A 21,321-nucleotide genomic window follows, 5' to 3' on the forward strand; every position below is an offset into this window, starting at 1 on the left:
GTGGTTTTCCTGTCTGCCTGGGTAGTCTGCGACTGACAGCAGCCCCCTTCCCCCGCTACAATTGTCGACTTTGTCGCAACGCTGGAGCTCAACCTTCCGTGCCCGTTCTGCGTCTTCCGCTTCTCCCTGCCGCGGCAGGTAAACAGCACTGGGGCAACCTGCCCGGTGCCGCCCTGAGCCTGGCCATCGCCGAGGCTGCCAGCGCTGCAAAGCGCTTCACCCTGCTGCTGACCGCCGACAGCCAAAGCGCCGAGCGGCTGGAACAGGAGCTGAGTTTCTTCGCTCCGGATTTGCCGGTCTTGCATTTCCCGGACTGGGAAACCCTGCCCTACGATCTGTTTTCACCGCACCAGGACATCATTTCCCAGCGAATCGCCAGCCTTTATCGGCTGCCGGAACTCAGTCATGGCGTTTTGGTAGTGCCGATCACTACGGCCCTACATCGCCTGGCACCGACCCAATTCCTGCTTGGCAGCAGCCTGGTGCTGGACATCGGCCAGAAGCTCGATGTCGAGCAAATGCGCACCCGCCTTGAGGCCAGTGGCTATCGCTGCGTCGACACGGTGTACGAACACGGCGAGTTCGCGGTACGCGGCGCCTTGATCGACCTGTTCCCGATGGGCAGCAAACTGCCTTATCGAATCGACCTGTTCGACGACGAAATCGAGACCCTGCGCACCTTCGACCCGGAAAACCAGCGGTCCATCGACAAAGTGCAGTCGATCCGCCTGTTGCCGGCCAAGGAATTCCCGCTGCAAAAAGACGCCGTGACCCGCTTCAAGGCGCGGTTTCGCGAGCGCTTCGACGTGGATTTCCGCCGCTGCCCGATCTTCCAGGACCTGAGCAGCGGGATCACCCCCGCCGGCATCGAGTATTACCTGCCACTGTTTTTCGAAGAAACCTCCACCCTGTTCGACTACCTGCCCCAGGACACCCAGGTGTTTTCCCTGCCCGGCATCGAACAGGCGGCGGAAAATTTCTGGAACGATGTGCGCAATCGCTACGAAGAGCGTCGCGTCGATCCTTCCCGTCCTTTATTACCACCCGCCGAGCTGTTCCTGCCGGTGGAAGACTGCTTTGCCCGCCTCAAGAGTTGGCCGCGGGTAGTGGCGAGCCAGCAGGACGTGGAAACCGGCGTCGGCCGTGAGCGCTTCCCGGCCAGGGCATTGCCGGACCTGGCGATCGAAGCCAAGGCCACGCAGCCCTTGGCGGCACTGGCAGGCTTTCTCGATGCGTTCCCCGGTCGCGTGCTGTTCACCGCCGAGTCCGCCGGCCGCCGTGAAGTGTTGTTGGAGCTGCTCGAACGCCTGAAGCTGCGACCAAAGACCGTCGACAGCTGGCCGGACTTCGTCGCAGGCAAGGATCGCCTGGCGATCACCATCGCACCGCTTAACGATGGCCTGGTCCTAGATGACCCGGCCCTGGCCCTGGTGGCGGAAAGCCCGCTGTTCGGCCAGCGCGTCATGCAGCGCCGCCGGCGCGAGAAACGTGCCGACGCCGCCAACGACGCGGTCATCAAGAACCTCACCGAACTGCGCGAAGGCGCGCCCGTGGTGCACATCGACCACGGCGTGGGCCGCTACCTGGGCCTGGCGACCCTGGAAATCGACAACCAGGCCGCCGAGTTCCTGACCCTGGAATACGCCGAGGGCGCCAAGCTCTATGTGCCGGTGGCGAACCTGCACCTGATCGCCCGCTACACCGGCAGCGACGACGCGCTGGCCCCGCTGCATCGCCTGGGCTCGGAAACCTGGCAGAAAGCCAAGCGCAAGGCCGCCGAACAAGTGCGCGACGTCGCCGCCGAACTGCTGGACATCTATGCTCGGCGCGCCGCCCGCGAGGGTTACGCCTTCGCCGATCCGAAAGCCGACTACGAAACCTTCAGCGCCGGTTTCCCGTTCGAAGAAACCGTCGACCAGCAGACCACCATCGAAGCCGTGCGCGCCGACATGCTCGCGCCCAAGCCCATGGACCGACTGGTGTGCGGCGACGTGGGCTTTGGCAAGACCGAGGTGGCGATGCGCGCCGCGTTCATTGCCGTGCACGGTGGCAAGCAGGTGGCAATCCTGGTACCCACCACCCTGCTCGCCCAGCAGCACTACAACAGTTTCCGCGACCGCTTTGCCGACTGGCCGGTGACCGTGGAAGTGATGAGCCGTTTCAAATCCACCAAGGAAGTGAACGCCGCCGTGGCCGACCTGGCCGAGGGCAAGATCGACATCGTCATCGGTACGCACAAGCTGCTGCAGGACGACGTGAAGTTCAAGAGCCTGGGGCTGGTGATCATCGACGAAGAGCACCGCTTTGGCGTGCGCCAGAAAGAACAGCTCAAGGCCCTGCGCAGCGAAGTCGACATCCTGACCCTGACCGCCACGCCGATCCCGCGCACGCTGAACATGGCGGTGTCGGGCATGCGCGACCTGTCGATCATCGCCACGCCACCGGCCCGGCGCCTGTCGGTGCGCACCTTTGTCATGGAGCAGAACAAAAGCACGGTCAAGGAAGCCTTGCTGCGTGAGTTGCTGCGGGGTGGCCAGGTCTATTACCTGCACAACGACGTGAAGACCATCGAGAAGTGCGCCGCCGACCTGGCCGAACTGGTGCCGGAAGCGCGGATCGGCATCGGTCACGGGCAAATGCGCGAGCGTGAACTCGAACAGGTGATGAGCGACTTCTACCACAAGCGCTTCAACGTGCTGATCGCCTCGACCATCATCGAGACCGGCATCGACGTGCCGAGCGCCAACACCATCATCATCGAGCGCGCCGACAAATTCGGCCTGGCCCAGTTGCATCAGTTGCGCGGCCGGGTCGGGCGCAGCCACCACCAGGCCTATGCCTACCTGTTGACGCCACCGCGCCAGCAGATCACTCCGGATGCGGAAAAGCGCCTGGAGGCCATCGCCAATACCCAGGACCTGGGCGCCGGGTTCGTGCTGGCCACCAATGACCTGGAAATCCGTGGCGCCGGCGAATTGCTGGGCGACGGCCAGAGCGGCCAGATCCAGGCCGTCGGCTTCACCCTGTACATGGAAATGCTCGAACGCGCGGTCAAGTCGATCCGCAAGGGCGAGCAGCCGAACCTCGATCAACCCCTGGGCGGCGGGCCGGAAATCAACCTGCGGGTGCCGGCGCTGATCCCGGAAGACTACCTGCCAGACGTCCACGCGCGGCTGATCCTCTACAAACGCATCGCCTCGGCCAGCGACGAGGAAGGCCTCAAGGACCTGCAGGTGGAGATGATCGACCGCTTCGGCCTGCTGCCGGAACCGACCAAGAACCTGGTGCGCACCACGTTGCTCAAGCTCAAGGCCGAACAACTGGGCATCAAGAAAGTCGACGGTGGCCCCAACGGCGGGCGTATCGAATTCGAGGCCCAGACCCCGGTCGATCCACTGGTGCTGATCAAGTTGATCCAGGGCCAGCCCAAACGCTACAAGTTCGAAGGTGCCACGATGTTCAAATTCATGGTGCCCATGGAACGCGCGGAAGAGCGTTTCAATACCGTGGAGGCGCTGTTCGAGCGCCTCACTCCGACCACTGCTTGAAGGACGCCACATGCGCCTGTTCCGCTCACTGACCTTGTTGATGACCCTGGTCGCCCCCCTGGCGTTTGCCGACGACCTGTATCAGGTTGAAATGATCCTGGTGCGCCAGAATGCCGAACCGGCAATTATCAGCCGTGCCGCACCGGAAGACTGGGACGCCGGCGCGCAACGCCTGGGCGCGGATAGCCAGCGCACGCCGGCCATGGGCAACATCGTCGAGAAACTCACCGCAAGCGGCCAATACACGGTATTGATGCACAAGGCCTGGCAGCAGACGCTCGGTGAACAGGGGCGCAAAGTTGCCATCAGCGACGGCGCCGAACAATTCGGGCAATTCCCCATCGAGGGCACCCTGGAACTGAAGCTGGGCCGTTTCACCGACGTGGATGCCGATTTCTGGATCAACCAGATCAACGCCAATGGCCTGGTCACCTCCAGCGAGCGCCTCAAGCAGCAGAGCCATACCAAGAATGGCCAACTGAACTTCCTCGACAACGGGCATCTTGGCCTGCTGATCAAGATCACCTCGTTGACCGCGCCCGCGCCACGGCAGGCACCTGAAGTCATTCCGGACTGAGTGGCGCGCCTATGCCCTCGCCCCTGAGCAAACCCCTGGCACCTTCCTGGGTCAATCGATTCAAGGAACAGAGCCTGGAGCGCGGGCGCCGTTATGCGCTGGAAAACCGCGTCAGGATTGTCGAAGCCGGCGACAGCACCATCACCGCCAGTTGCGAAGGCTCTGGCGGTAACGTCTACCGTCAGACCATTCGCCTTAAAGAGTCAGCCAAGGGCGCGCTGATTCTGCTCGAAGCCGCGTGCTCCTGCCCGGTGCGCATCAACTGCAAACACTGCGCGGCCGTGTTGCTGCAAGTCCAGGAAACCCTGGCCTACCCGGCCGCCGAAAAAGACGCGCAGTTGCTGGAGAAGCTCCAGGCCGTGCTGGACAACCGCAGCCCCAAGGCCCCGCCACAAGTACTGGTGGACAACGTGCAACCAGTGCCGCGCCTGTGGCTGGCCAGTATCGAGTTCAGCGCCTTCGAGCCGCGCAACGGCAAGATGCAGCGCTACATTCAACACCGCGCCGCACTGTCATTCAGTTACCTGGACGAATACGTCAGTGGCCAGCGCAACACCGACGTGCTGATTCGCCAGGAAACCCAGACGCTGCGGATAAAACGCCACACCGATGTGGAACAGTCCTACCGCGAACAGCTGCGAATCCTCGGCTTCAAGGTCGCGACCCGACAAAGCAAGGCCCTGCCGGAAAGCGCCGGCGAGCTGTACGAGATGGTCAACGACAGTGCCTGGCTGACCTTCACCCTCAATGACCTGCCGAAACTGCGCAGCCAAGGCTGGGAATTGCAGATCGACGAGGACTTCGGCTTCGACCTGACGGCAGTGGACGAGTGGTACGCCACCGTCGAGGAAACGCCGGAGCGGGACTGGTTCGACCTGGAACTGGGGATCATCGTCAACGGCGAACGCCTGAGCCTGCTGCCGATCCTGCTGAACCTGATGCGTTCGCACATCGAATTGTTCAACCCGGAACGCCTGGCCCGGCGTCGGGACGACGAACTCATCCTGGTCAACCTGCCCAACCGCCCGAACTCGGAGTTCGGCCCGCAGCAGGTGGCCCTGCCGTATGGCCGGCTGAAGCCAGTGCTGGCGACCCTGGGCGAGTTTTACCTGCAAGAGCCCGGCACCACCAAACTGCGCCTCAACAGCGCGGATGCCCTGCGCCTGAACCCGCTGCAAGACATGCCCTTGACCTGGGAAGGTGGCGAACACATTCGCGGCCTGGCGCAACGCCTGCGGGACATCAAGGATTACACCACCATCGCGCCCGAGGGCCTGAACGCGACGCTGCGACCTTATCAACTCGAAGGCTTGAGCTGGATGCAATCGCTGCGACAGCTGGAAGTCGGCGGCATTCTTGCGGACGACATGGGCCTGGGCAAGACCCTACAGACCCTGGCGCACATTCTCAGCGAAAAAAACGCCGGGCGCCTGGACCGGCCGTGCATGGTCGTCATGCCGACCAGCCTGATCCCCAACTGGCTCGACGAGGCGGCTCACTTCACGCCACAGCTCAAGGTATTGGCGCTTTACGGCGCCGGGCGCAAGAAATATTTCGACCGACTGGCCAATTACGACCTGGTCCTCACCACCTATGCCCTGCTGCCCAAGGATGTCGAGCGCCTGGCCGCGCAGCCGCTGCACGTGCTGATCCTCGATGAAGCCCAGTACATCAAGAACCCCACCAGCAAAGCCGCCCAGGCCGCCCGCGAGCTCAACGCCCGCCAGCGGCTGTGCCTGTCCGGCACGCCGCTGGAAAATCACCTGGGCGAATTGTGGTCGCTGTTTCACTTCCTGCTGCCGGGGTGGCTTGGGGACGTCAAGAGTTTCAACCGCGATTACCGTGTACCGATCGAAAAGCGCGGCAGCGATGTACGACTGCAGCACCTCAACGGTCGGATAAAACCTTTCCTGCTGCGCAGGACCAAGGAGCAAGTGGCGACGGAGTTGCCGCCCAAGACCGAGATCATCCATTGGGTCGAACTCAGCGACGCCCAGCGCGACGTCTACGAGACCATGCGCCTGGCGATGGACAAGAAGGTCCGCGACGAGATCACTCGCAAAGGCGTGGCCCGCAGCCAGATCATCATTCTCGAGGCGCTGCTCAAGCTGCGCCAGGTGTGTTGCGACCTGCGCCTGATCAACGACGCCACCCTGCCCGCCCGAGGCAGCACCTCGGGCAAGCTCGACAGCCTGATGGAAATGCTCGAAGAACTGTTCGAAGAAGGTCGCCGGGTGCTGTTGTTTTCCCAGTTCACGTCCATGCTGGCGCTGATTGAAGATGAGCTGAAGAAACGCGGCGTCGATTACGCCCTCCTGACCGGCCAGACCCGCGACCGGCGCACGCCCGTCAAGGAATTCCAGAGCGGCAAGCGTCAGATCTTCCTGATCAGCCTGAAGGCTGGTGGTGTAGGCCTGAACCTGACCGAGGCCGACACGGTGATTCACTACGATCCATGGTGGAACCCGGCCACCGAAAACCAGGCGACCGACCGCGCCTACCGTATCGGCCAGGAGAAGCCGGTGTTCGTCTACAAGCTGATAGCCCGAGGCACGGTGGAAGAGAAGATCCAGCTGCTGCAAAAGGAAAAGTCCGACCTCGCGGCCGGCGTGCTGGACGGACGCGTGGCCGGGGATTGGAAATTGCAGAGCGACGATATCGAAGCATTGTTCGCGCCGCTGCCGGACAAACTGGAAAAGCGCTGACCCCCTCAATTCCTGTGGGAGCCGAGCTTGCTCGCGATGGCGGTGGTTCAGCTGGCGCAAATGTCGACTGTGCTGCCGTCATCGCGAGCGAACTCGGCTCCCACATTGCTCAGCGCTAATCAATCAGCTGGGCAGCCCTAAGCGCGCCGAGCGCCGCCAACCAGCGAGGGTTCTGGCGATATTCCGTTGAAGCATAGGCCTTGCCACGCATGCGGGCGATCCGTGCCGAAGGCTTGACCTTCAGGCGCTGGGCGGCGCTCAAGGCGAGCTCGGCAGCCGCGCGATCGTTGCACACCAGCCCCATGTCACAACCGGCCGTCAAGGCAGCCTCGATACGACTGGCGGCATCACCGACCACATGAGCACCGGCCATTGACAGGTCATCACTGAAGATCACGCCCTCGAATTGCAACTCGCCACGCAGGATGTCCTGCAACCAGCGGCGAGAGAACCCAGCCGGATTGGCGTCAACCTGCGGGTAGATGACATGGGCTGGCATCACGGCGGCCAGTTGCTTGGTCAGCCTGGCAAACGGCACCAGGTCATTGGCCCGAATCTGTTCGAGGCTGCGCTCATCGGTCGGAATCGCCACATGGGAATCGGCTTCGGCCCAGCCATGCCCTGGGAAATGCTTGCCAGTGGCAGCCATCCCGGCGGCGCTCATGCCCCGGATGAAGGCACCGGCCAATAACGCCGCGCGCTCGGGGTCGCCTTCGAAGGAACGACTGCCGACGACGGCGCTGCGCTGGTAATCGAGGTCAAGCACCGGGGCAAAGCTCAAGTCGAGACCGACCGCCAGCACTTCAGTGGCCATGATCCAGCCGCACTGTTCGGCCAGGTATTCGGCGTTCGGGTTGTCGGCGATGGCCCGCATCGCCGGCAAGCGCACGAACCCCTGGCGCAGGCGCTGGACGCGGCCGCCTTCCTGATCCACCGCCAACAGGAGGTCGGGACGGATGGCACGGATCGACGCGCTCAATTCCCGCACCTGACGTGGGTGTTCGATGTTGCGGGCAAAAATGATCAGGCCGCCCACTTCGGGCTGACGCAACAGGTGGCGATCTTCGGCCGTCAGCCAGGTACCGGCGACGTCCACCATCAACGAGCCTTGCAGGCCGGCAGTCATAGGATTTCCTTGATAAAGATGAACCCGCGTGGCGACACACCCACGACAGCGTTGCCAGGAGCCAGGCCCGGCAGGTCGCGGTGACGCAAGGGAGGATAAGACGGATTAGAAACGAGAGTCGGCATGGGTGGCTAGCTTAGCGGATGTAGGCCGCTGCGCACACCCATGCTCTCACGCCTTGGCGAGCGCCGGGGCGGATTTGCTGCGCGGGCGCAATTGCGCGGCTGCCATGGCTTCATCGGTCACACCGGTTTCGGCGCGCATGCCGGCAGCCAGGAACGGCACCATCAACCGCATCACCTGCTCTATAGAGGTGTTCACGCCGAAATCGGTTTCCGCGATAGCCCGCAGCGCCTTGATACCGGACATGCTGAACGCCGCGGCGCCGAGCATGAAGTGCACACGCCAGAACAGCTCGATCGGCGGGATACGCGGCGCCGCCTCGTTGACCAGCAACATGTAGCGGCGGAACACCTTGCCGTACATGTCTTCAAGATAACGCCGCAAATGCCCCTGGCTCTGGCTGAAGGCAAGGCCCAGCAGGCGCATGAAAATGGACAGATCGTTACCGCTGCGCGGCTGCACGACAAGGGCTTGCTCGACCAGGATTTCCAACAGCTCTTCCAGGGTCGGCTTTACGTCGGGCTTGGCCTGGCGGCGCTCCAACTCGCGATCGAGGCTCAGGCAGAACGGCCCGAGGAACCGCGAGAATACGGCCTGGATCAGGGCCTTTTTCGAGCCGAAGTGATAGTTCACCGCCGCCAGGTTCACCCCGGCCTTGCTGGTGATCAGACGCAACGAGGTTTCAGCGAAACCTTTTTCCGCGAACAACTGCTCGGCAGCATCGAGAATGCGTTCAACGGTTTCCGACTGGGCCATGGTTACTCCGCCTGACAAACACTTGTTTGAAACATACGTTTCAGCCCTGGGGTTGTCAAGCCTGCCGGGGCGTTTTGCGAACGCCCGGTCACGTATTTAACCACACCTTTTCACGGGTGGTAGTCATGTCGCAGTCAACAGCCCGACCGACCGTCCAGCGCCTCGCGAAAAAAGGAGGATTGCCAAGCGCCGCCCACTGTATATAATCCCAGTCACTGTATAAAAAGACAGAGCGATCAATATGCTAAAGCTGACGCCACGCCAAGCAGAGATTCTGGCCTTCATCAAACGCTGCCTCGAAGACAACGGCTACCCGCCAACCCGCGCGGAAATCGCCCAGGAACTGGGTTTCAAGTCGCCCAACGCGGCTGAAGAACACCTCAAGGCGCTGGCGCGCAAGGGTGCTATCGAAATGACCCCGGGCGCATCCCGTGGCATTCGCATCCCCGGCTTCGAAGCCAAGGCCGACGAAACCACCCTGCCGATCATCGGCCGGGTAGCGGCAGGCGCACCGATCCTGGCCCAGCAGCATGTCGAGGAGTCCTGCAACATCAATCCTTCGTTCTTCCATCCTCGTGCCGACTACCTGCTTCGTGTACACGGCATGAGCATGAAGGACATCGGCATCTTCGACGGTGATCTCCTGGCCGTCCACACCACCCGCGAAGCCCGCAATGGTCAGATCGTGGTGGCGCGAATCGGCGACGAAGTGACCGTCAAGCGCTTCAAGCGCGACGGCAGCAAGGTCTGGCTCATTGCCGAGAACCCGGAGTTCGCCCCCATCGAAGTGAACCTGAAAGATCAGGACCTGGTCATCGAAGGCTTGAGCGTCGGCGTCATTCGCCGCTAAAGGAGGCTTTATGCAGTTCCCTCACACACCACAACACACACAACTTCCGCTGTTCGAGGCATTCATGGCCCAACCGCTGGTTCCAGTCCTGAAAGAGGTCATCGAGTCGCCCTGGGGCGTCGAACCCGAGGCCTTCAGCGAACTGTCGTTACGTGGTGCGGCCGGAAACTGCCTGAACCTGCTGGCGCCGATTCTGCGAGAACTCAGCCAGGACCAGGATGCTCGCTGGCTTACGCTGATCGCACCACCGGCCAGCGTCACCCAGGCCTGGTTGCGGGATGCCGGCCTGAACCGTGAGCGTATCCTGTTGTTGCAGCCGCGGGGCACCCAAAGCGCCCAACAGTTGACTTGCGAGGCCTTGCGCCTGGGCCGTAGCCACACTGTGGTCAGCTGGCTCAACCCATTGACCGCCGCCGCACGGCAACAGTTGATCAGCGCCGCCCGCACCGGGGACGCACAAAGTCTGAATATTCGATTGGGCTAAGACAAACGCGGGGCTTCTCCAAGGCAGAGAAGCCGACCAGCCACACTCTTCAAAAAAGCCGACAGACGGGATCAATGAAGAACCCGCGGCCCCTCTTCCTTGTTGAATTCGCCTTCAACCAGGCGACCTGCCATCTGAACGCCCACGCTCAGCATCGCCTTGGCGACTTCGACGTGTTGGCCCTGGAGGAATACCTTGGCATCTTCGGAGAAGTTCAGGGTAACCAGAGAACCCTCGTCCTCAGCCCTGCGCAGCTCGATGCGGCCATCAGGAAGTTCGACAATTTCTAGAAAGGACGTAGGCATAAAAGTCTGTTCTCCACGAAAGGCGAGGATTATATAGTCATCGGCCAGGCTCCGCTCGGGATCTTGACCAAGCGTTATCAATGAACGTAACGGGCCGTGGGGAAACTCAGCACTCGTTCAAACCTTCGCGAAAGCGTATCGCCAGGCTCTTGAGGTTCTGACGCCAGCTCTCCAGCTCCTCCCGGCTCAACTCCGGCTCGGGTTCTTGTTCATCCAGATTAACCGCCACGATCAACGGCTGGGTCACGTCCCCCTTGGGCTTGCGTGGGGCCCTGGGCGGCTCGAACAGCGCCGCATGGGCCGCCAAGAGCTTCGCCAGCCAGGTTTCCGGGTTATGCGCCAGCTCGACCATCTCGGCCAACTCCGGGATTGCAATGGTTTCCAACGCTTCGCGGGTCAACAACAGCTCAGCCCGAGGTGCGTTCGCTTGTGGCAGGCGATAGAAGCCGGCAATTTCATGACACAACCCCAACAACGCACCGTACAGGTGAAACAGCGCGGATTCGCGTCCTGCCTGGAGCAGCGCCGGGGAATTCATCGCACGTCCGTCTTCGGCCCTGGTGAGCGCTTCGAGCGACAGACCGGCGAAATAGATTTTCTGATTGGTGCGGGTATAGAGTTCGTGGGCCATGGCGGCATCTCCCCAACGAAATGAAAGCTTCACGCAAGTGCGACAGTGTCATTGATCAACCGAGGCCACTGCAAGCCAAAAACAAAAAGGCCGCATGAAAACCTACGGGTTGTCATGCGGCCTTTTTGTCAGGTCTGCGAATTTAGCGATTGCAGAGGGCGGCTGCGCCGCCAGCGGGAGCAAGCTCCCTCGCCACAAGAGCCTCAACCCCACCCTCCAGACAAGCCCTGGCGATCAGCGCTTGTCTTCAACCGTCCACTTACCGCCGTCGTAGTAGGCCTTCCAGCCGGTCGGCTTGCCGTCGACTTCGGTCTGCACGTACTGCTCCTTGGTCTTGCGGCTGTAGCGAATGACCGCCGGGCGCCCGTCCGGATCCTTCTGCGGCGCTTCGCAGAGGAAATGGTACTTTGGATCGATTTCGTCCTTGTGCGGCACGATTTCCATTACCAACGGTGCACGGGTCTCGCGGTTTTTCGGGAACTGGCTGGCCGCCAGGAACAGGCCGGAGGCACCGTCGCGCAGGATGTAGGTGTCGTTGACCTTCTCGCACTTGAGCTCAGGCATCTTCACCGGGTCCATCTTCGGCGGCGCCGCGTCACCGCTCTTGAGCAGTTTGCGGGTGTTCTTGCAGGTCGGGTTGGTGCAACCGAAGAACTTGCCGAAACGGCCGGTCTTGAGCTGCATCTCACTGCCACACTTGTCGCACTCCAGGCTCGGGCCTTCGTAGCCCTTGATGCGATAAGTGCCCTCTTCGATCTCGTAGCCGGCACAGTCCGGATTGTTGCCGCAGATGTGCAGCTTGCGCTTTTCATCCAGCAGGTAGGCGTCCATCGCCGTGCTGCAGATCGGGCAGCGATGCTTGCCGCGCAATACCAGGGATTCCGATTCACCCTCGTCGTCGGCTGCGATTTCGTCGCCCGGCACCAGGTTGACCGTCGCCTTGCAGCGCTCCTTGGGTGGCAGGCTGTAGCCCGAGCAACCGAGGAACACACCGGTCGAGGCGGTACGGATTTGCATCGGGCGCCCACAGGTCAGGCACGGGATGTCAGTCATGACCGGCTGGTTGGCGCGCATACCGCTGTCAGGGCTTTCGGCCACTTCGAGCTTTTTCTTGAAGTCGCCGTAGAACTCGTCGAGAACGTTTTTCCAGTCGCGCTCGCCTTGGGCCACATCGTCGAGGTTCTCTTCCATACCGGCGGTGAAGCCGTAGTCCATCAGGTTCGAGAAGCTCTCGGACAAACGCTCGGTAACGATGTCGCCCATCTTTTCCGAATAGAAACGACGGTTGTGCAGCGCCACATAGCCGCGGTCCTGGATGGTGGAGATGATCGCCGCGTAGGTCGAAGGACGACCGATGCCGCGCTTTTCCATTTCCTTGACCAGGCTGGCTTCGGAGTAACGGGCCGGTGGTTTGGTAAAATGCTGGGTCGGATCAAGCTTGATCAGCTTCATCACGTCGCCCTGGGCCATGTCTGGCAGGACGTCGTCATCCCCAGGCTTGGTGATCTGCGGCATGACGCGAGTGTAGCCGTCGAACTTCAGGATGCGGCCCTTGGCTCGCAGCTCGAAGTCGCCGGCACCGACGCTGACGGTGGTCGACAGGTATTGCGCCGGCAGCATCTGGCAGGCCAGGAACTGGCGCCAGATCAGCTCGTAGAGACGCTCGGCATCGCGTTCCATGCCCGACAGCTTGCTTGGCTCGGTGTTGGCATCGGACGGACGAATCGCTTCGTGCGCCTCTTGTGCGCCTTCCTTGCTGCTGTAGACGTTCGGCGTGTCCGGCAGGTACTTCTTGCCGAATTCGCTTTCTATATAAGTGCGCGCCATCGCCACGGCATCGGCCGAAAGATTGGTCGAGTCGGTACGCATATAGGTGATGTAGCCGGCTTCGTACAGACGCTGGGCCATCATCATGGTTTTCTTCACGCCAAAGCCCAGGCGATTGCTCGCGGCCTGTTGCAGCGTGGAGGTAATGAACGGCGCCGACGGCTTGCTGCTGGTCGGCTTGTCTTCGCGCTTGACGATGCTGTAGCTGGACGCCTTGAGCTTCTCCAGCGCAGCCATGGCCTGGGCTTCGTTGAGCGGCTTGAAGGCTTCGCCCTTTTCCCGAGCCACGTCGAAGCGCACGGTGGCGCCCTTCGCGGTGCCGAGGTCGGCGTGAACTTCCCAGTACTCTTCAGGGATGAACGCGCGGATCTCGCGCTCGCGCTCCACCACCAGCTTCACCGCAACCGACTGCACGCGACCAGCCGACAGGCCGCGGGCGATCTTGGCCCACAGCAGGGGCGAGACCATATAGCCCACCACGCGGTCGAGGAAGCGACGCGCCTGTTGAGCGTTGACCCGATCGATGTCCAGCTCGCCCGGCTGGGAGAAGGCCTCCTGGATGGCCTTCTTGGTAATTTCGTTGAACACCACGCGCTTGTAGCGGCTGTCATCCCCACCAATGGCTTCGCGCAGGTGCCAGGCAATGGCTTCCCCTTCGCGGTCCAAGTCCGTCGCGAGATAGATGGTGTCGGCATCCTTGGCGAGCCGGCGCAGCTCTTCGATGACCTTTTCCTTGCCCGGGAGGATCTCGTACTTGGCTTTCCAGCCGTGTTCCGGATCGACCCCCATGCGTGAGACCAGCTGCTTGCGCGCCTTGTCTTTCGGCGACAGCGCCGGCGCTTCACCAGCCGCAGCCTTGCCGCGCTTGGCGGCTGGCTCCTTGCTGGCGCTAGCCGAACCGCTGGTGGGCAGGTCTCGGATATGGCCGATACTCGACTTCACCACGTATTGGTTGCCCAGATACTTGTTGATGGTCTTGGCCTTAGCCGGGGATTCCACAATGACCAGCGATTTGCCCATGGATCAGAAAATTCCTGAATTCTAAAAAGTGAAAGGCGGTTGGCGCCTGACGCGGCACCGCTATATATAGTGGCTGCAAGGTGAGGTCAAGCGCAGGGTTGCCCGCATACCGGCCTCAAGGCTTGGAAAAAATGCTCTCCTCGGCCTGCACCAAAGCAAAGCGTGGCACCTGTTCGCCGTCAACCTCGACGGACTCCTCGAACATGCTCAAGGGACGCACCCAAAAGCCGTAATCGCCATACAGGGCTTGATAGAAGACCACTTCTTCCTCGGTCTCGGAATGCCGCGCAATGCTGAATACGCGGTACTGCGGACCTTTGTAATGCTGGTAGAGCCCAGGTTGTATCGGCATGTCTTGGCCCTCACTCAAATCTTTTCAAAATAAAAACAAAATTTTTCTACTAAACCCGGAAAAAACAAAAACCGGGGCACTTGGCCCCGGCTTCCATCAACGCAACGCTTAGACGCGTTCGAAGACAGTGGCAATGCCCTGGCCGAGGCCAATGCACATGGTCGACACACCAAAGGTGCCGCCATTCTGTTTCATGACGTTGAGCAGCGTGCCGGAGATACGCGCACCGGAGCAACCGAACGGATGACCCAGGGCGATCGCGCCGCCGTGCAGGTTAACCTTCTCGTTCATCTTGTCGAGCACTTTCAAATCTTTCAGCACTGGCAAGGCCTGTGCGGCGAAAGCTTCGTTGAGTTCGAAGAAGTCGATATCGGCAATACCCAGGCCTGCACGCTTCAAGGCTTTCTGCGTGGCCGGTACTGGACCATAGCCCATGATCGCCGGGTCCACACCCGCCACGGCCATCGAACGAATCACCGCCATCGGCTGGATACCCAGGTCCTGGGCACGCTGGGCCGACATCACGATCATGCACGAGGCACCATCGGTGATCTGCGACGAGGTACCGGCTGTCACGGTGCCGCCCTTCGGATTGAATGCCGGCTTGAGGGCCGCCAGGCTTTCCAGGGTGGTTTCCGGACGAATGGTTTCGTCGTAGTCGAACAGCTTCAGGAAGCCGTTCTCGTCGTAGCCCTGCATCGGGATGATCTCATCCTTGAACTTGCCTTCCACGGTCGCCTTGTGGGCGAGCTGGTGGGAGCGCACGCCAAAGGCGTCCTGCTGTTCGCGGGTGATGCCGTGCATTTTGCCAAGCATTTCCGCAGTCAAACCCATCATGCCCGAGGCTTTCGCCGCGTACAGCGACATGTGCGGGTTCGGATCGACGCCGTGCATCATGCTCACGTGGCCCATGTGCTCGACACCACCGACGACGAACACGTCACCGTTACCGGTCATGATCGCCTGGGCGGCGGTGTGCAGTGCGCTCATGGACGAACCGCACAGGCGGCTGACGGTCTGGCCCGCCGCCGTGTGAGGGATCTGGGTCATCAGCGAGGCCATGCGGGCGATGTTCCAGCCCTGCTCCAGGGTCTGGTTCACACAGCCCCAGATCACGTCTTCGACTTCGTTGGGGTCGACCTTGACGTTGCGTTCCAGCAGCTTGCTGATCAGGTGCGCCGACATGTCTTCGGCGCGGGTGTTGCGGTGCATGCCGCCCTTGGAGCGGCCCATCGGCGTACGACCGAAGTCGACAATCACGACGTCTCTAGGATTCAAGCTCATAAATGTTCTCTCGCTCTAGTCGTTGGGCGCTTAACCGAAGAAGCTCTGGCCGTTCTTGGCCATTTCACGCAGCTTCGCGGTCGGGTGGTACAGCGCGCCCAAATCAGCGTACTGGTCAGCCAGGGCAACGAACTCGGCGACACCGATCGAATCGATGTAGCGCAGCGCACCGCCACGGAATGGAGGGAAACCGATACCGTAGACCAGACCCATGTCGGCTTCGGCGGCGGTCTCGACAATGCCGTCTTCCAGGCAACGCACGGTTTCGAGGCACAGCGGGATCATCATCCAGTTGATGATGTCCTCGTCGGTGACTTCGCGCTGCTCGTAGACGATCGGCTTGAGCACTTCCAGCACCGACGAGTCGGCGACTTTCTTCTGCTTGCCGCGCTTGTCGGTCTCATAGGCGTAGAAGCCCTTGCCGTTCTTCTGGCCCAGGCGCTTGGCTTCGTAGAGCACGTCGACAGCCGAACGGCGATCGTCCTTCATGCGGTCCGGGAAACCTTCAGCCATGACGTCGCGACCGTGGTGGCCGGTGTCGATGCCGACCACGTCCATCAGGTACGCCGGGCCCATCGGCCAACCGAATTTTTCCATGATCTTGTCGATGCGCACGAAATCCACGCCAGCGCTGACCAGCTTGGCGAAACCGCCGAAGTACGGAAACAGCACACGGTTAACCAAAAAGCCCGGGCAATCGTTGACGACGATCGGGTTCTTGCCCATTTTCTTGGCGTAGGCCACGGTGGTGGCAACGGCATGTTCGCTGGACTTCTCGCCACGGATCACTTCCACCAGCGGCATCATGTGCACCGGGTTGAAGAAATGCATGCCGACGAAGTTTTCCGGACGCTTGAGGGCCTTGGCCAGCAGCGAAATGGAGATGGTCGAGGTGTTCGAGGCCAGGATGGTGTCCTCTTTGACCTTGTCTTCGACTTCAGCCAATACCGCCTGCTTGACCTTCGGGCTCTCGACAACGGCTTCGACCACCAGGTCGACATGGCCGAAATCGCCGTAGGACAGGGTCGGACGAATGCCGTTGAGCACTTCGGCCATCTTCGCAGCGGTCATGCGACCTTTGTCGACACGACCGACCAACAGCTTGGCGGCTTCGGCCAGACCTTGCTCGATCCCGTGTTCGTTGATGTCCTTCATCAGGATCGGCGTGCCTTTGGACGCCGACTGGTAGGCGATACCGCCACCCATGATGCCGGCGCCGAGCACGGCGGCCTGCTTCACGTCACGGGCAATTTCGTCGTAGGCCTTGGCCTTTTTCTTCAGTTCCTGGTCATTGAGGAACAGACCGATCAGGCTTTGCGCAGCCGAGGTCTTGGCCAGCTTGACGAAGCCGGCGGCTTCGACTTCCAGAGCCTTGTCGCGACCGAAGCTCGCGGCTTTCTGGATGGTCTTGATCGCTTCGACCGGCGCCGGGTAGTTCGGGCCTGCCTGACCGGCCACGAAACCCTTGGCGGTTTCGAAGGCCATCATTTGTTCGATGGCGTTGAGCTTGAGCTTTTCGAGCTTCGGCTGACGCTTGGCCTTGTAGTCGAACTCGCCGCTGATGGCGCGCTTGATGGTTTCAAGGGCCGCTTCCTGGAGTTTGCCAGGTTCGACCACGGCATCCACGGCACCGACCTTCAGCGCGTCTTCAGCACGGTTTTCCTTGCCGGCGGCAATCCACTCGATGGCGTTGTCGGCACCGATCAGGCGCGGCAGGCGCACGGTGCCGCCGAAGCCTGGGTATATACCCAGCTTGACTTCCGGCAGGCCGATCTTGGCCGTGGTGGACATGACGCGGTAATCCGCTGCCAGGCACATCTCCAGGCCGCCACCCAGGGCGATGCCGTTGATGGCCACGACGGTCGGTACGTTGAGGTCTTCGAAATCGCTGAAAATACGGTTGGCTTCGAGGTTGCCAGCGATCAGTTCGGCATCGGGCAGCTTGAAGTTGTCGACGAATTCGGTGATGTCGGCGCCGACGATGAACACGTCCTTGCCGCTGCTGACGATCACACCCTTGATCGAAGCATCTGCCTTGATAGTGTCCACGGCCTGACGCAATTCATTCAGGGTTAGACGGTTGAACTTGTTGACGGACTCACCCTTGAGGTCGAATTTCAATTCGACGATGCCACTTTCAAGAGCCTTAACCGTGATGGCTTTACCTTCGTAAATCATCAACTGATCTCCACGATATGGAAGCTGAACAGTACACGTTGAACGCTGACCACTGGTTCGGCATTGACGTTTACCGTCGATGCTACGCCAATCCGCCAGGCACACCCGTCAACGCGATAGTCGGGGTCTGTAGGAGCATTCTGAAAATACAAACGCTCAATTCATACGCCCGTTTGATTTGGGTACGTCACCTTCACGGAATTTCCGACAATTGTCAATCGCCCTAAACACGGGCGTGAACGCGACTTCACGGTCATTTCCGTACCATACGGATCCGCAACACGGCGCCGCATGCATAGCTATTCATAGGATCAATAATTAGAAAAATCGCCCTAATTCCAGACAGACTGGATCCAGCCGTCTACGCTGTCGGGACGCGATTGAAGATTGGGAACAAAGGACGTTACGAACGCACGCCCTGACATGAGATTGATTACCGGCCTGCCTGGCCAACCCGCCCGATGAGTCTGTCGGGCTTTTTTATGCCTCAGGCCAGCGCCTTGAGCACCGCGCAAATATCTTGCAAAACAGTCGCTTCGCCCTTCTCGCCCCAGTACAAGGCAATCATTTGCCGATCGGCTTCAACCTTGTAGACGTTGGCCGGCAATTTTTCGAAATGATTGAGCAGGGACTCATCCTGGCAGGCTTCTCGCCACTGGTTGACCCAGACGCCTGGCGCAGTCTGCCAATAGCTCCAGACAGCCGGTTCCTTGCCGCGCCGGGGTCGGTGGTACTGGGCACAGGGGTTTGGCGGCTGCTGGCCGAGCCAGTGCGGCCACTCCTGCGGCGCCAGCTGCATGGCCAGGCCCAGGCGTCGCGCCTCCATGCGCAGGGCCATGCGACCACTCTGGACACGGGACGGTCGCAACCATGCCAGCGGACTTAACACCACCAACAGGATTGACACCACTATCCAGACCGTCATATTCGTACTCCCGAATTCTGATGAGCCCATTGAGCCACGTCGCCGTCAATGCGCTTGAAACCAGCCATACTTACCGTATCGCAATTCTCTGGAGTGCCTTCCATGTACTACAACCACGTCCTGGTCGCCGTTGACCTCACTGAAGAATGCGATCCCGTCGTCAAACGCGCTCGCGCCCTGTGCGACGGCAGAGACACCAAGCTGTCGCTGGTGCATATCGTCGAGCCGATGGCCATGGCCTTTGGTGGTGATGTGCCAATGGACCTTTCCCAGTTGCAGCAACAGCAATTCGATCAAGCCAAGGAACGCCTTGAGCGACTGATCGTGAAGTACCCTGACCTGAAAAAGGAAAACTGCCACCTGACCTACGGCCAGCCGCGCCAGGAGATCCATCACCTGGCCAAAGAGCAGGGTTGCGACCTGATCGTCGTCGGCAGCCATGGCCGCCATGGCCTGGCATTGCTGCTGGGCTCGACCGCCAACGACGTGCTGCATGGCGCGCCTTGCGACGTGCTGGCGGTGCACCTGGTCAAGCGCAGCTGATTCCCCCAAGGAACTCACTGAACCTGTGGCGAGGGAGCTTGCTCCCGCTTGAGTGCGAAGCACTCACCGCCAGGGGCCGCTTCGCAGCCCAGCGGGAGCAAGCTCCCTCGCCACAGTCATTGAGCGTGCGGGCTCAAGCGTCCAACTCGGCCCAGCGCTCGACCAATGCATCCAGCTCAGCCTGCAGTTGCTCCAGGTGCGCAATCACCTTGGCGGTTTCGGCAGCAGGTCGCTGGTAGAACCCGGCGTCAGCCATTTCGGCTTCTACCGCTGCGATCTGCTGCTCCTTCGCGTCGATATCACCCGGCAGCGCTTCCAGCTCGCGCTGCAACTTGTAGCTGAGCTTTTTCTTCGCTGGGGCTGCGGCGGCGACCGGAGCCGGTTCGGCCTTGACCACCGCTGAATTCAGGTCGGCCTTGCCGGACTTGCTCTCGGTGACCCCCAGCAGACGCGGCGAGCCGCCCTGGCGCAGCCAGTCCTGATAACCACCGACGTATTCGCGCACCAGGCCTTCGCCTTCGAACACCAGCGTGCTGGTGACCACGTTGTCGAGGAATGCCCGGTCGTGACTGACCATCAGGACGGTGCCATTGAAGGTCAACAACACCTCCTCCAGCAATTCCAGGGTTTCCACGTCCAGGTCGTTGGTCGGCTCGTCGAGCACCAGCAGGTTCGCCGGCTTGCTGAACAACTTGGCCAGCAACAAACGGGCGCGTTCACCGCCCGACAGCGCCTTGACCGGCGTGCGGGCACGCTGGGGGCTGAACAGGAAATCGCCGAGGTAGCTCAACACGTGACGGCTCTGGCCATCGATATCGATGAAGTCGCGGCCCTCGGCCACGTTGTCGATCACGGTCTTTTCCAGGTCCAGCTGATGGCGCAACTGGTCGAAGTAGGCGACGTCGATCTTCGTGCCCTCTTCCACCTTGCCGTTGGTCGGCACCAGGCCGCCGAGCATCAGCTTGAGCAAAGTGGTCTTGCCGGTACCGTTGGCACCCAGCAGGCCAATGCGATCACCCCGCTGCAGTACCATGGAGAAGTCCTTGATCAGGAACGGACCGCCAGGGTGGGCGAAACTCACGTTCTCCAGGACCATCACCTGCTTGCCGGACTTGTCAGCGGTGTCCAACTGAATGTTGGCCTTGCCGGTGCGCTCGCGACGCTCGCTGCGCTCCACGCGCAACGCCTTGAGCGCCCGCACACGGCCTTCGTTGCGGGTGCGACGCGCCTTGATGCCCTGGCGAATCCAGACTTCTTCCTGGGCCAGCTTCTTGTCGAACAGCGCGTTAGCGGTTTCTTCCGCTGCCAACGCCGCTTCCTTGTGTACCAGGAAGCTGGCGTAGTCGCCGTTCCAGTCGATCAAGCCGCCGCGGTCCAATTCAAGGATGCGGGTCGCCAGGTTTTGCAGGAAGGAACGGTCGTGGGTGATGAACAGCACCGCCCCCTGGAAGTCCTTCAAGGCTTCTTCAAGCCAGGCGATGGCGCCGATGTCCAGGTGGTTGGTCGGTTCGTCGAGCAGCAGCAGGTCCGGCTCGGACACCAGGGCCTGGGCCAGCAGGACGCGACGACGCCAGCCGCCGGACAGCTCGGCGAGGGTTTTGTCGGCAGGCAGTTGCAAGCGACTCAGGGTGCTGTCGACCAATTGCTGCAACCGCCAGCCATCACGGGCTTCGAGGTCGTGCTGCACATGCATCAACTTGTCCAGGTCAGCGTCGGTGACGATGTTCTGGCTCAGGTGGTGATACTCGGCCAGTAGCGCGCCGACACCGTCCAGGCCTTCGGCGACCACGTCGAATACGGTCCGCTCGTCGGCCACCGGCAGTTCCTGGGGCAATTCGCCGATTTTCAGGCCTGGCGCGCGCCAGACCGAGCCGTCATCGGGCTTCTGATCGCCCTTGACCAGCTTCATCATGCTGGACTTGCCAGTGCCGTTGCGGCCGATGATGCACACCCGCTCACCACGGGCGATCTGCCAGGACACCTTGTCCAACAACGGCATAGCGCCGAAAGCAAGGGACACATCGCTGAATTTGAGCAGGGTCATGAGCTTCTCCAAAAACCGGGCGCGCATTCTACCTGAGATGAGG

16 protein-coding genes are annotated in these 21,321 nt (G+C 61.2%); 6 read left to right on the plus strand and 10 right to left on the minus strand.

Annotated elements, in window-relative coordinates; genetic code table 11:
• Positions 1-98 precede the first annotated feature (98 nt).
• The 3 genes from mfd to TK06_RS11520 are packed head-to-tail and all read left to right on the plus strand — an operon-like array spanning position 99 to position 6,830.
• Complete coding sequence (mfd, locus tag TK06_RS11510) at positions 99-3,548, plus strand: transcription-repair coupling factor (RefSeq protein ID WP_063322178.1); 3,450 nt, start codon at positions 99-101, stop codon at positions 3,546-3,548.
• A 10-nt stretch (positions 3,549-3,558) separates the two neighbouring features.
• Entirely contained in the window at positions 3,559-4,125 is a 567-nt protein-coding gene (locus tag TK06_RS11515) for a CsiV family protein (protein WP_063322179.1), read from the plus strand.
• 11 nt (positions 4,126-4,136) lie between these two features.
• Positions 4,137-6,830: a DEAD/DEAH box helicase gene (locus TK06_RS11520; protein ID WP_063322180.1), complete on the plus strand. Its 2,694-nt coding sequence runs from the start codon at positions 4,137-4,139 to the stop codon at positions 6,828-6,830.
• Positions 6,831-6,945: 115 nt separating this feature from the next.
• On the opposite strand, the gene nagZ is transcribed toward TK06_RS11520, so the two are convergent.
• Both nagZ and TK06_RS11530 read right to left on the minus strand, forming a co-directional pair.
• Complete coding sequence (gene nagZ / locus TK06_RS11525; protein WP_175489842.1) at positions 6,946-7,944, minus strand: beta-N-acetylhexosaminidase; 999 nt, start codon at positions 7,942-7,944, stop codon at positions 6,946-6,948.
• Positions 7,945-8,127: 183 nt separating this feature from the next.
• Positions 8,128-8,835 carry a TetR/AcrR family transcriptional regulator gene (locus tag TK06_RS11530; RefSeq protein ID WP_063322182.1) on the minus strand — a complete coding sequence of 236 codons (708 nt, stop codon included), beginning with the start codon at positions 8,833-8,835 and terminating at the stop codon, positions 8,128-8,130.
• Between the two features lie 241 nt (positions 8,836-9,076).
• Between TK06_RS11530 and lexA the strand changes: the two genes are divergently transcribed.
• On the plus strand, positions 9,077-9,685 hold the full coding sequence (gene lexA / locus TK06_RS11535) for a transcriptional repressor LexA (protein ID WP_003199651.1): 609 nt from the start codon (positions 9,077-9,079) through the stop codon (positions 9,683-9,685).
• Positions 9,686-9,695: 10 nt separating this feature from the next.
• Complete coding sequence (gene sulA / locus TK06_RS11540) at positions 9,696-10,169, plus strand: SOS-induced cell division inhibitor SulA (protein ID WP_063322183.1); 474 nt, start codon at positions 9,696-9,698, stop codon at positions 10,167-10,169.
• A gap of 71 nt (positions 10,170-10,240) precedes the next feature.
• Here sulA and TK06_RS11545 read toward each other — a convergent pair whose 3' ends face one another.
• The 7 genes from TK06_RS11545 to TK06_RS11575 form a co-directional block, all read right to left on the minus strand.
• Positions 10,241-10,474: a hypothetical protein gene (locus TK06_RS11545; protein WP_003183419.1), complete on the minus strand. Its 234-nt coding sequence runs from the start codon at positions 10,472-10,474 to the stop codon at positions 10,241-10,243.
• 106 nt (positions 10,475-10,580) lie between these two features.
• Positions 10,581-11,105 (minus strand): DUF6586 family protein, encoded by a 525-nt coding sequence (locus TK06_RS11550; RefSeq protein WP_063322184.1) that lies wholly within the window; start codon positions 11,103-11,105, stop codon positions 10,581-10,583.
• A 234-nt stretch (positions 11,106-11,339) separates the two neighbouring features.
• Positions 11,340-13,952, minus strand: coding sequence for a type I DNA topoisomerase (topA, locus tag TK06_RS11555; protein WP_063322185.1), 2,613 nt, complete (start codon positions 13,950-13,952; stop codon positions 11,340-11,342).
• Positions 13,953-14,067: 115 nt separating this feature from the next.
• Entirely contained in the window at positions 14,068-14,304 is a 237-nt protein-coding gene (locus TK06_RS11560; protein ID WP_003199644.1) for a DUF1653 domain-containing protein, read from the minus strand.
• A 108-nt stretch (positions 14,305-14,412) separates the two neighbouring features.
• Positions 14,413-15,588, minus strand: a complete 1,176-nt coding sequence (gene fadA, locus TK06_RS11565) for an acetyl-CoA C-acyltransferase FadA (protein ID WP_024618393.1) — start codon at positions 15,586-15,588, stop codon at positions 14,413-14,415.
• A 30-nt stretch (positions 15,589-15,618) separates the two neighbouring features.
• A complete protein-coding gene (gene fadB, locus TK06_RS11570; protein WP_063322186.1) occupies positions 15,619-17,766 on the minus strand; it encodes a fatty acid oxidation complex subunit alpha FadB in 2,148 nt (715 codons plus the stop codon).
• Between the two features lie 487 nt (positions 17,767-18,253).
• Positions 18,254-18,691, minus strand: a complete 438-nt coding sequence (locus TK06_RS11575; RefSeq protein ID WP_063322187.1) for a hypothetical protein — start codon at positions 18,689-18,691, stop codon at positions 18,254-18,256.
• 102 nt (positions 18,692-18,793) lie between these two features.
• Here TK06_RS11575 and TK06_RS11580 point away from each other — a divergent pair, with 102 nt between their 5' ends.
• On the plus strand, positions 18,794-19,234 hold the full coding sequence (locus TK06_RS11580) for a universal stress protein (RefSeq protein WP_063322188.1): 441 nt from the start codon (positions 18,794-18,796) through the stop codon (positions 19,232-19,234).
• 133 nt (positions 19,235-19,367) lie between these two features.
• On the opposite strand, the gene TK06_RS11585 is transcribed toward TK06_RS11580, so the two are convergent.
• Positions 19,368-21,278 (minus strand): ATP-binding cassette domain-containing protein, encoded by a 1,911-nt coding sequence (locus tag TK06_RS11585; RefSeq protein WP_063322189.1) that lies wholly within the window; start codon positions 21,276-21,278, stop codon positions 19,368-19,370.
• Between the last annotated feature and the right edge of the window lie 43 nt (positions 21,279-21,321).

It is taken from the genome of Pseudomonas fluorescens, from assembly GCF_001623525.1.
GTDB classification, from domain to species: domain Bacteria; phylum Pseudomonadota; class Gammaproteobacteria; order Pseudomonadales; family Pseudomonadaceae; genus Aquipseudomonas; species Aquipseudomonas fluorescens_Q.

What these genes read in the sequence shown, in the direction of transcription:
- TK06_RS11515 (WP_063322179.1), top strand. Translation starts at nt 3,559, where the DNA reads ATGCGCCTGTTCCGCTCACTGACCTTGTTGATGACCCTGGTCGCCCCC.
- TK06_RS11520 (WP_063322180.1), top strand. Translation starts at nt 4,137, where the DNA reads ATGCCCTCGCCCCTGAGCAAACCCCTGGCACCTTCCTGGGTCAATCGA.
- TK06_RS11530 (WP_063322182.1), bottom strand. Translation starts at nt 8,835, where the DNA reads ATGGCCCAGTCGGAAACCGTTGAACGCATTCTCGATGCTGCCGAGCAG.
- lexA (WP_003199651.1), top strand. Translation starts at nt 9,077, where the DNA reads ATGCTAAAGCTGACGCCACGCCAAGCAGAGATTCTGGCCTTCATCAAA.
- sulA (WP_063322183.1), top strand. Translation starts at nt 9,696, where the DNA reads ATGCAGTTCCCTCACACACCACAACACACACAACTTCCGCTGTTCGAG.
- TK06_RS11545 (WP_003183419.1), bottom strand. Translation starts at nt 10,474, where the DNA reads ATGCCTACGTCCTTTCTAGAAATTGTCGAACTTCCTGATGGCCGCATC.
- TK06_RS11550 (WP_063322184.1), bottom strand. Translation starts at nt 11,105, where the DNA reads ATGGCCCACGAACTCTATACCCGCACCAATCAGAAAATCTATTTCGCC.
- topA (WP_063322185.1), bottom strand. Translation starts at nt 13,952, where the DNA reads ATGGGCAAATCGCTGGTCATTGTGGAATCCCCGGCTAAGGCCAAGACC.
- TK06_RS11560 (WP_003199644.1), bottom strand. Translation starts at nt 14,304, where the DNA reads ATGCCGATACAACCTGGGCTCTACCAGCATTACAAAGGTCCGCAGTAC.
- fadA (WP_024618393.1), bottom strand. Translation starts at nt 15,588, where the DNA reads ATGAGCTTGAATCCTAGAGACGTCGTGATTGTCGACTTCGGTCGTACG.
- fadB (WP_063322186.1), bottom strand. Translation starts at nt 17,766, where the DNA reads ATGATTTACGAAGGTAAAGCCATCACGGTTAAGGCTCTTGAAAGTGGC.
- TK06_RS11575 (WP_063322187.1), bottom strand. Translation starts at nt 18,691, where the DNA reads ATGACGGTCTGGATAGTGGTGTCAATCCTGTTGGTGGTGTTAAGTCCG.
- TK06_RS11580 (WP_063322188.1), top strand. Translation starts at nt 18,794, where the DNA reads ATGTACTACAACCACGTCCTGGTCGCCGTTGACCTCACTGAAGAATGC.
- TK06_RS11585 (WP_063322189.1), bottom strand. Translation starts at nt 21,278, where the DNA reads ATGACCCTGCTCAAATTCAGCGATGTGTCCCTTGCTTTCGGCGCTATG.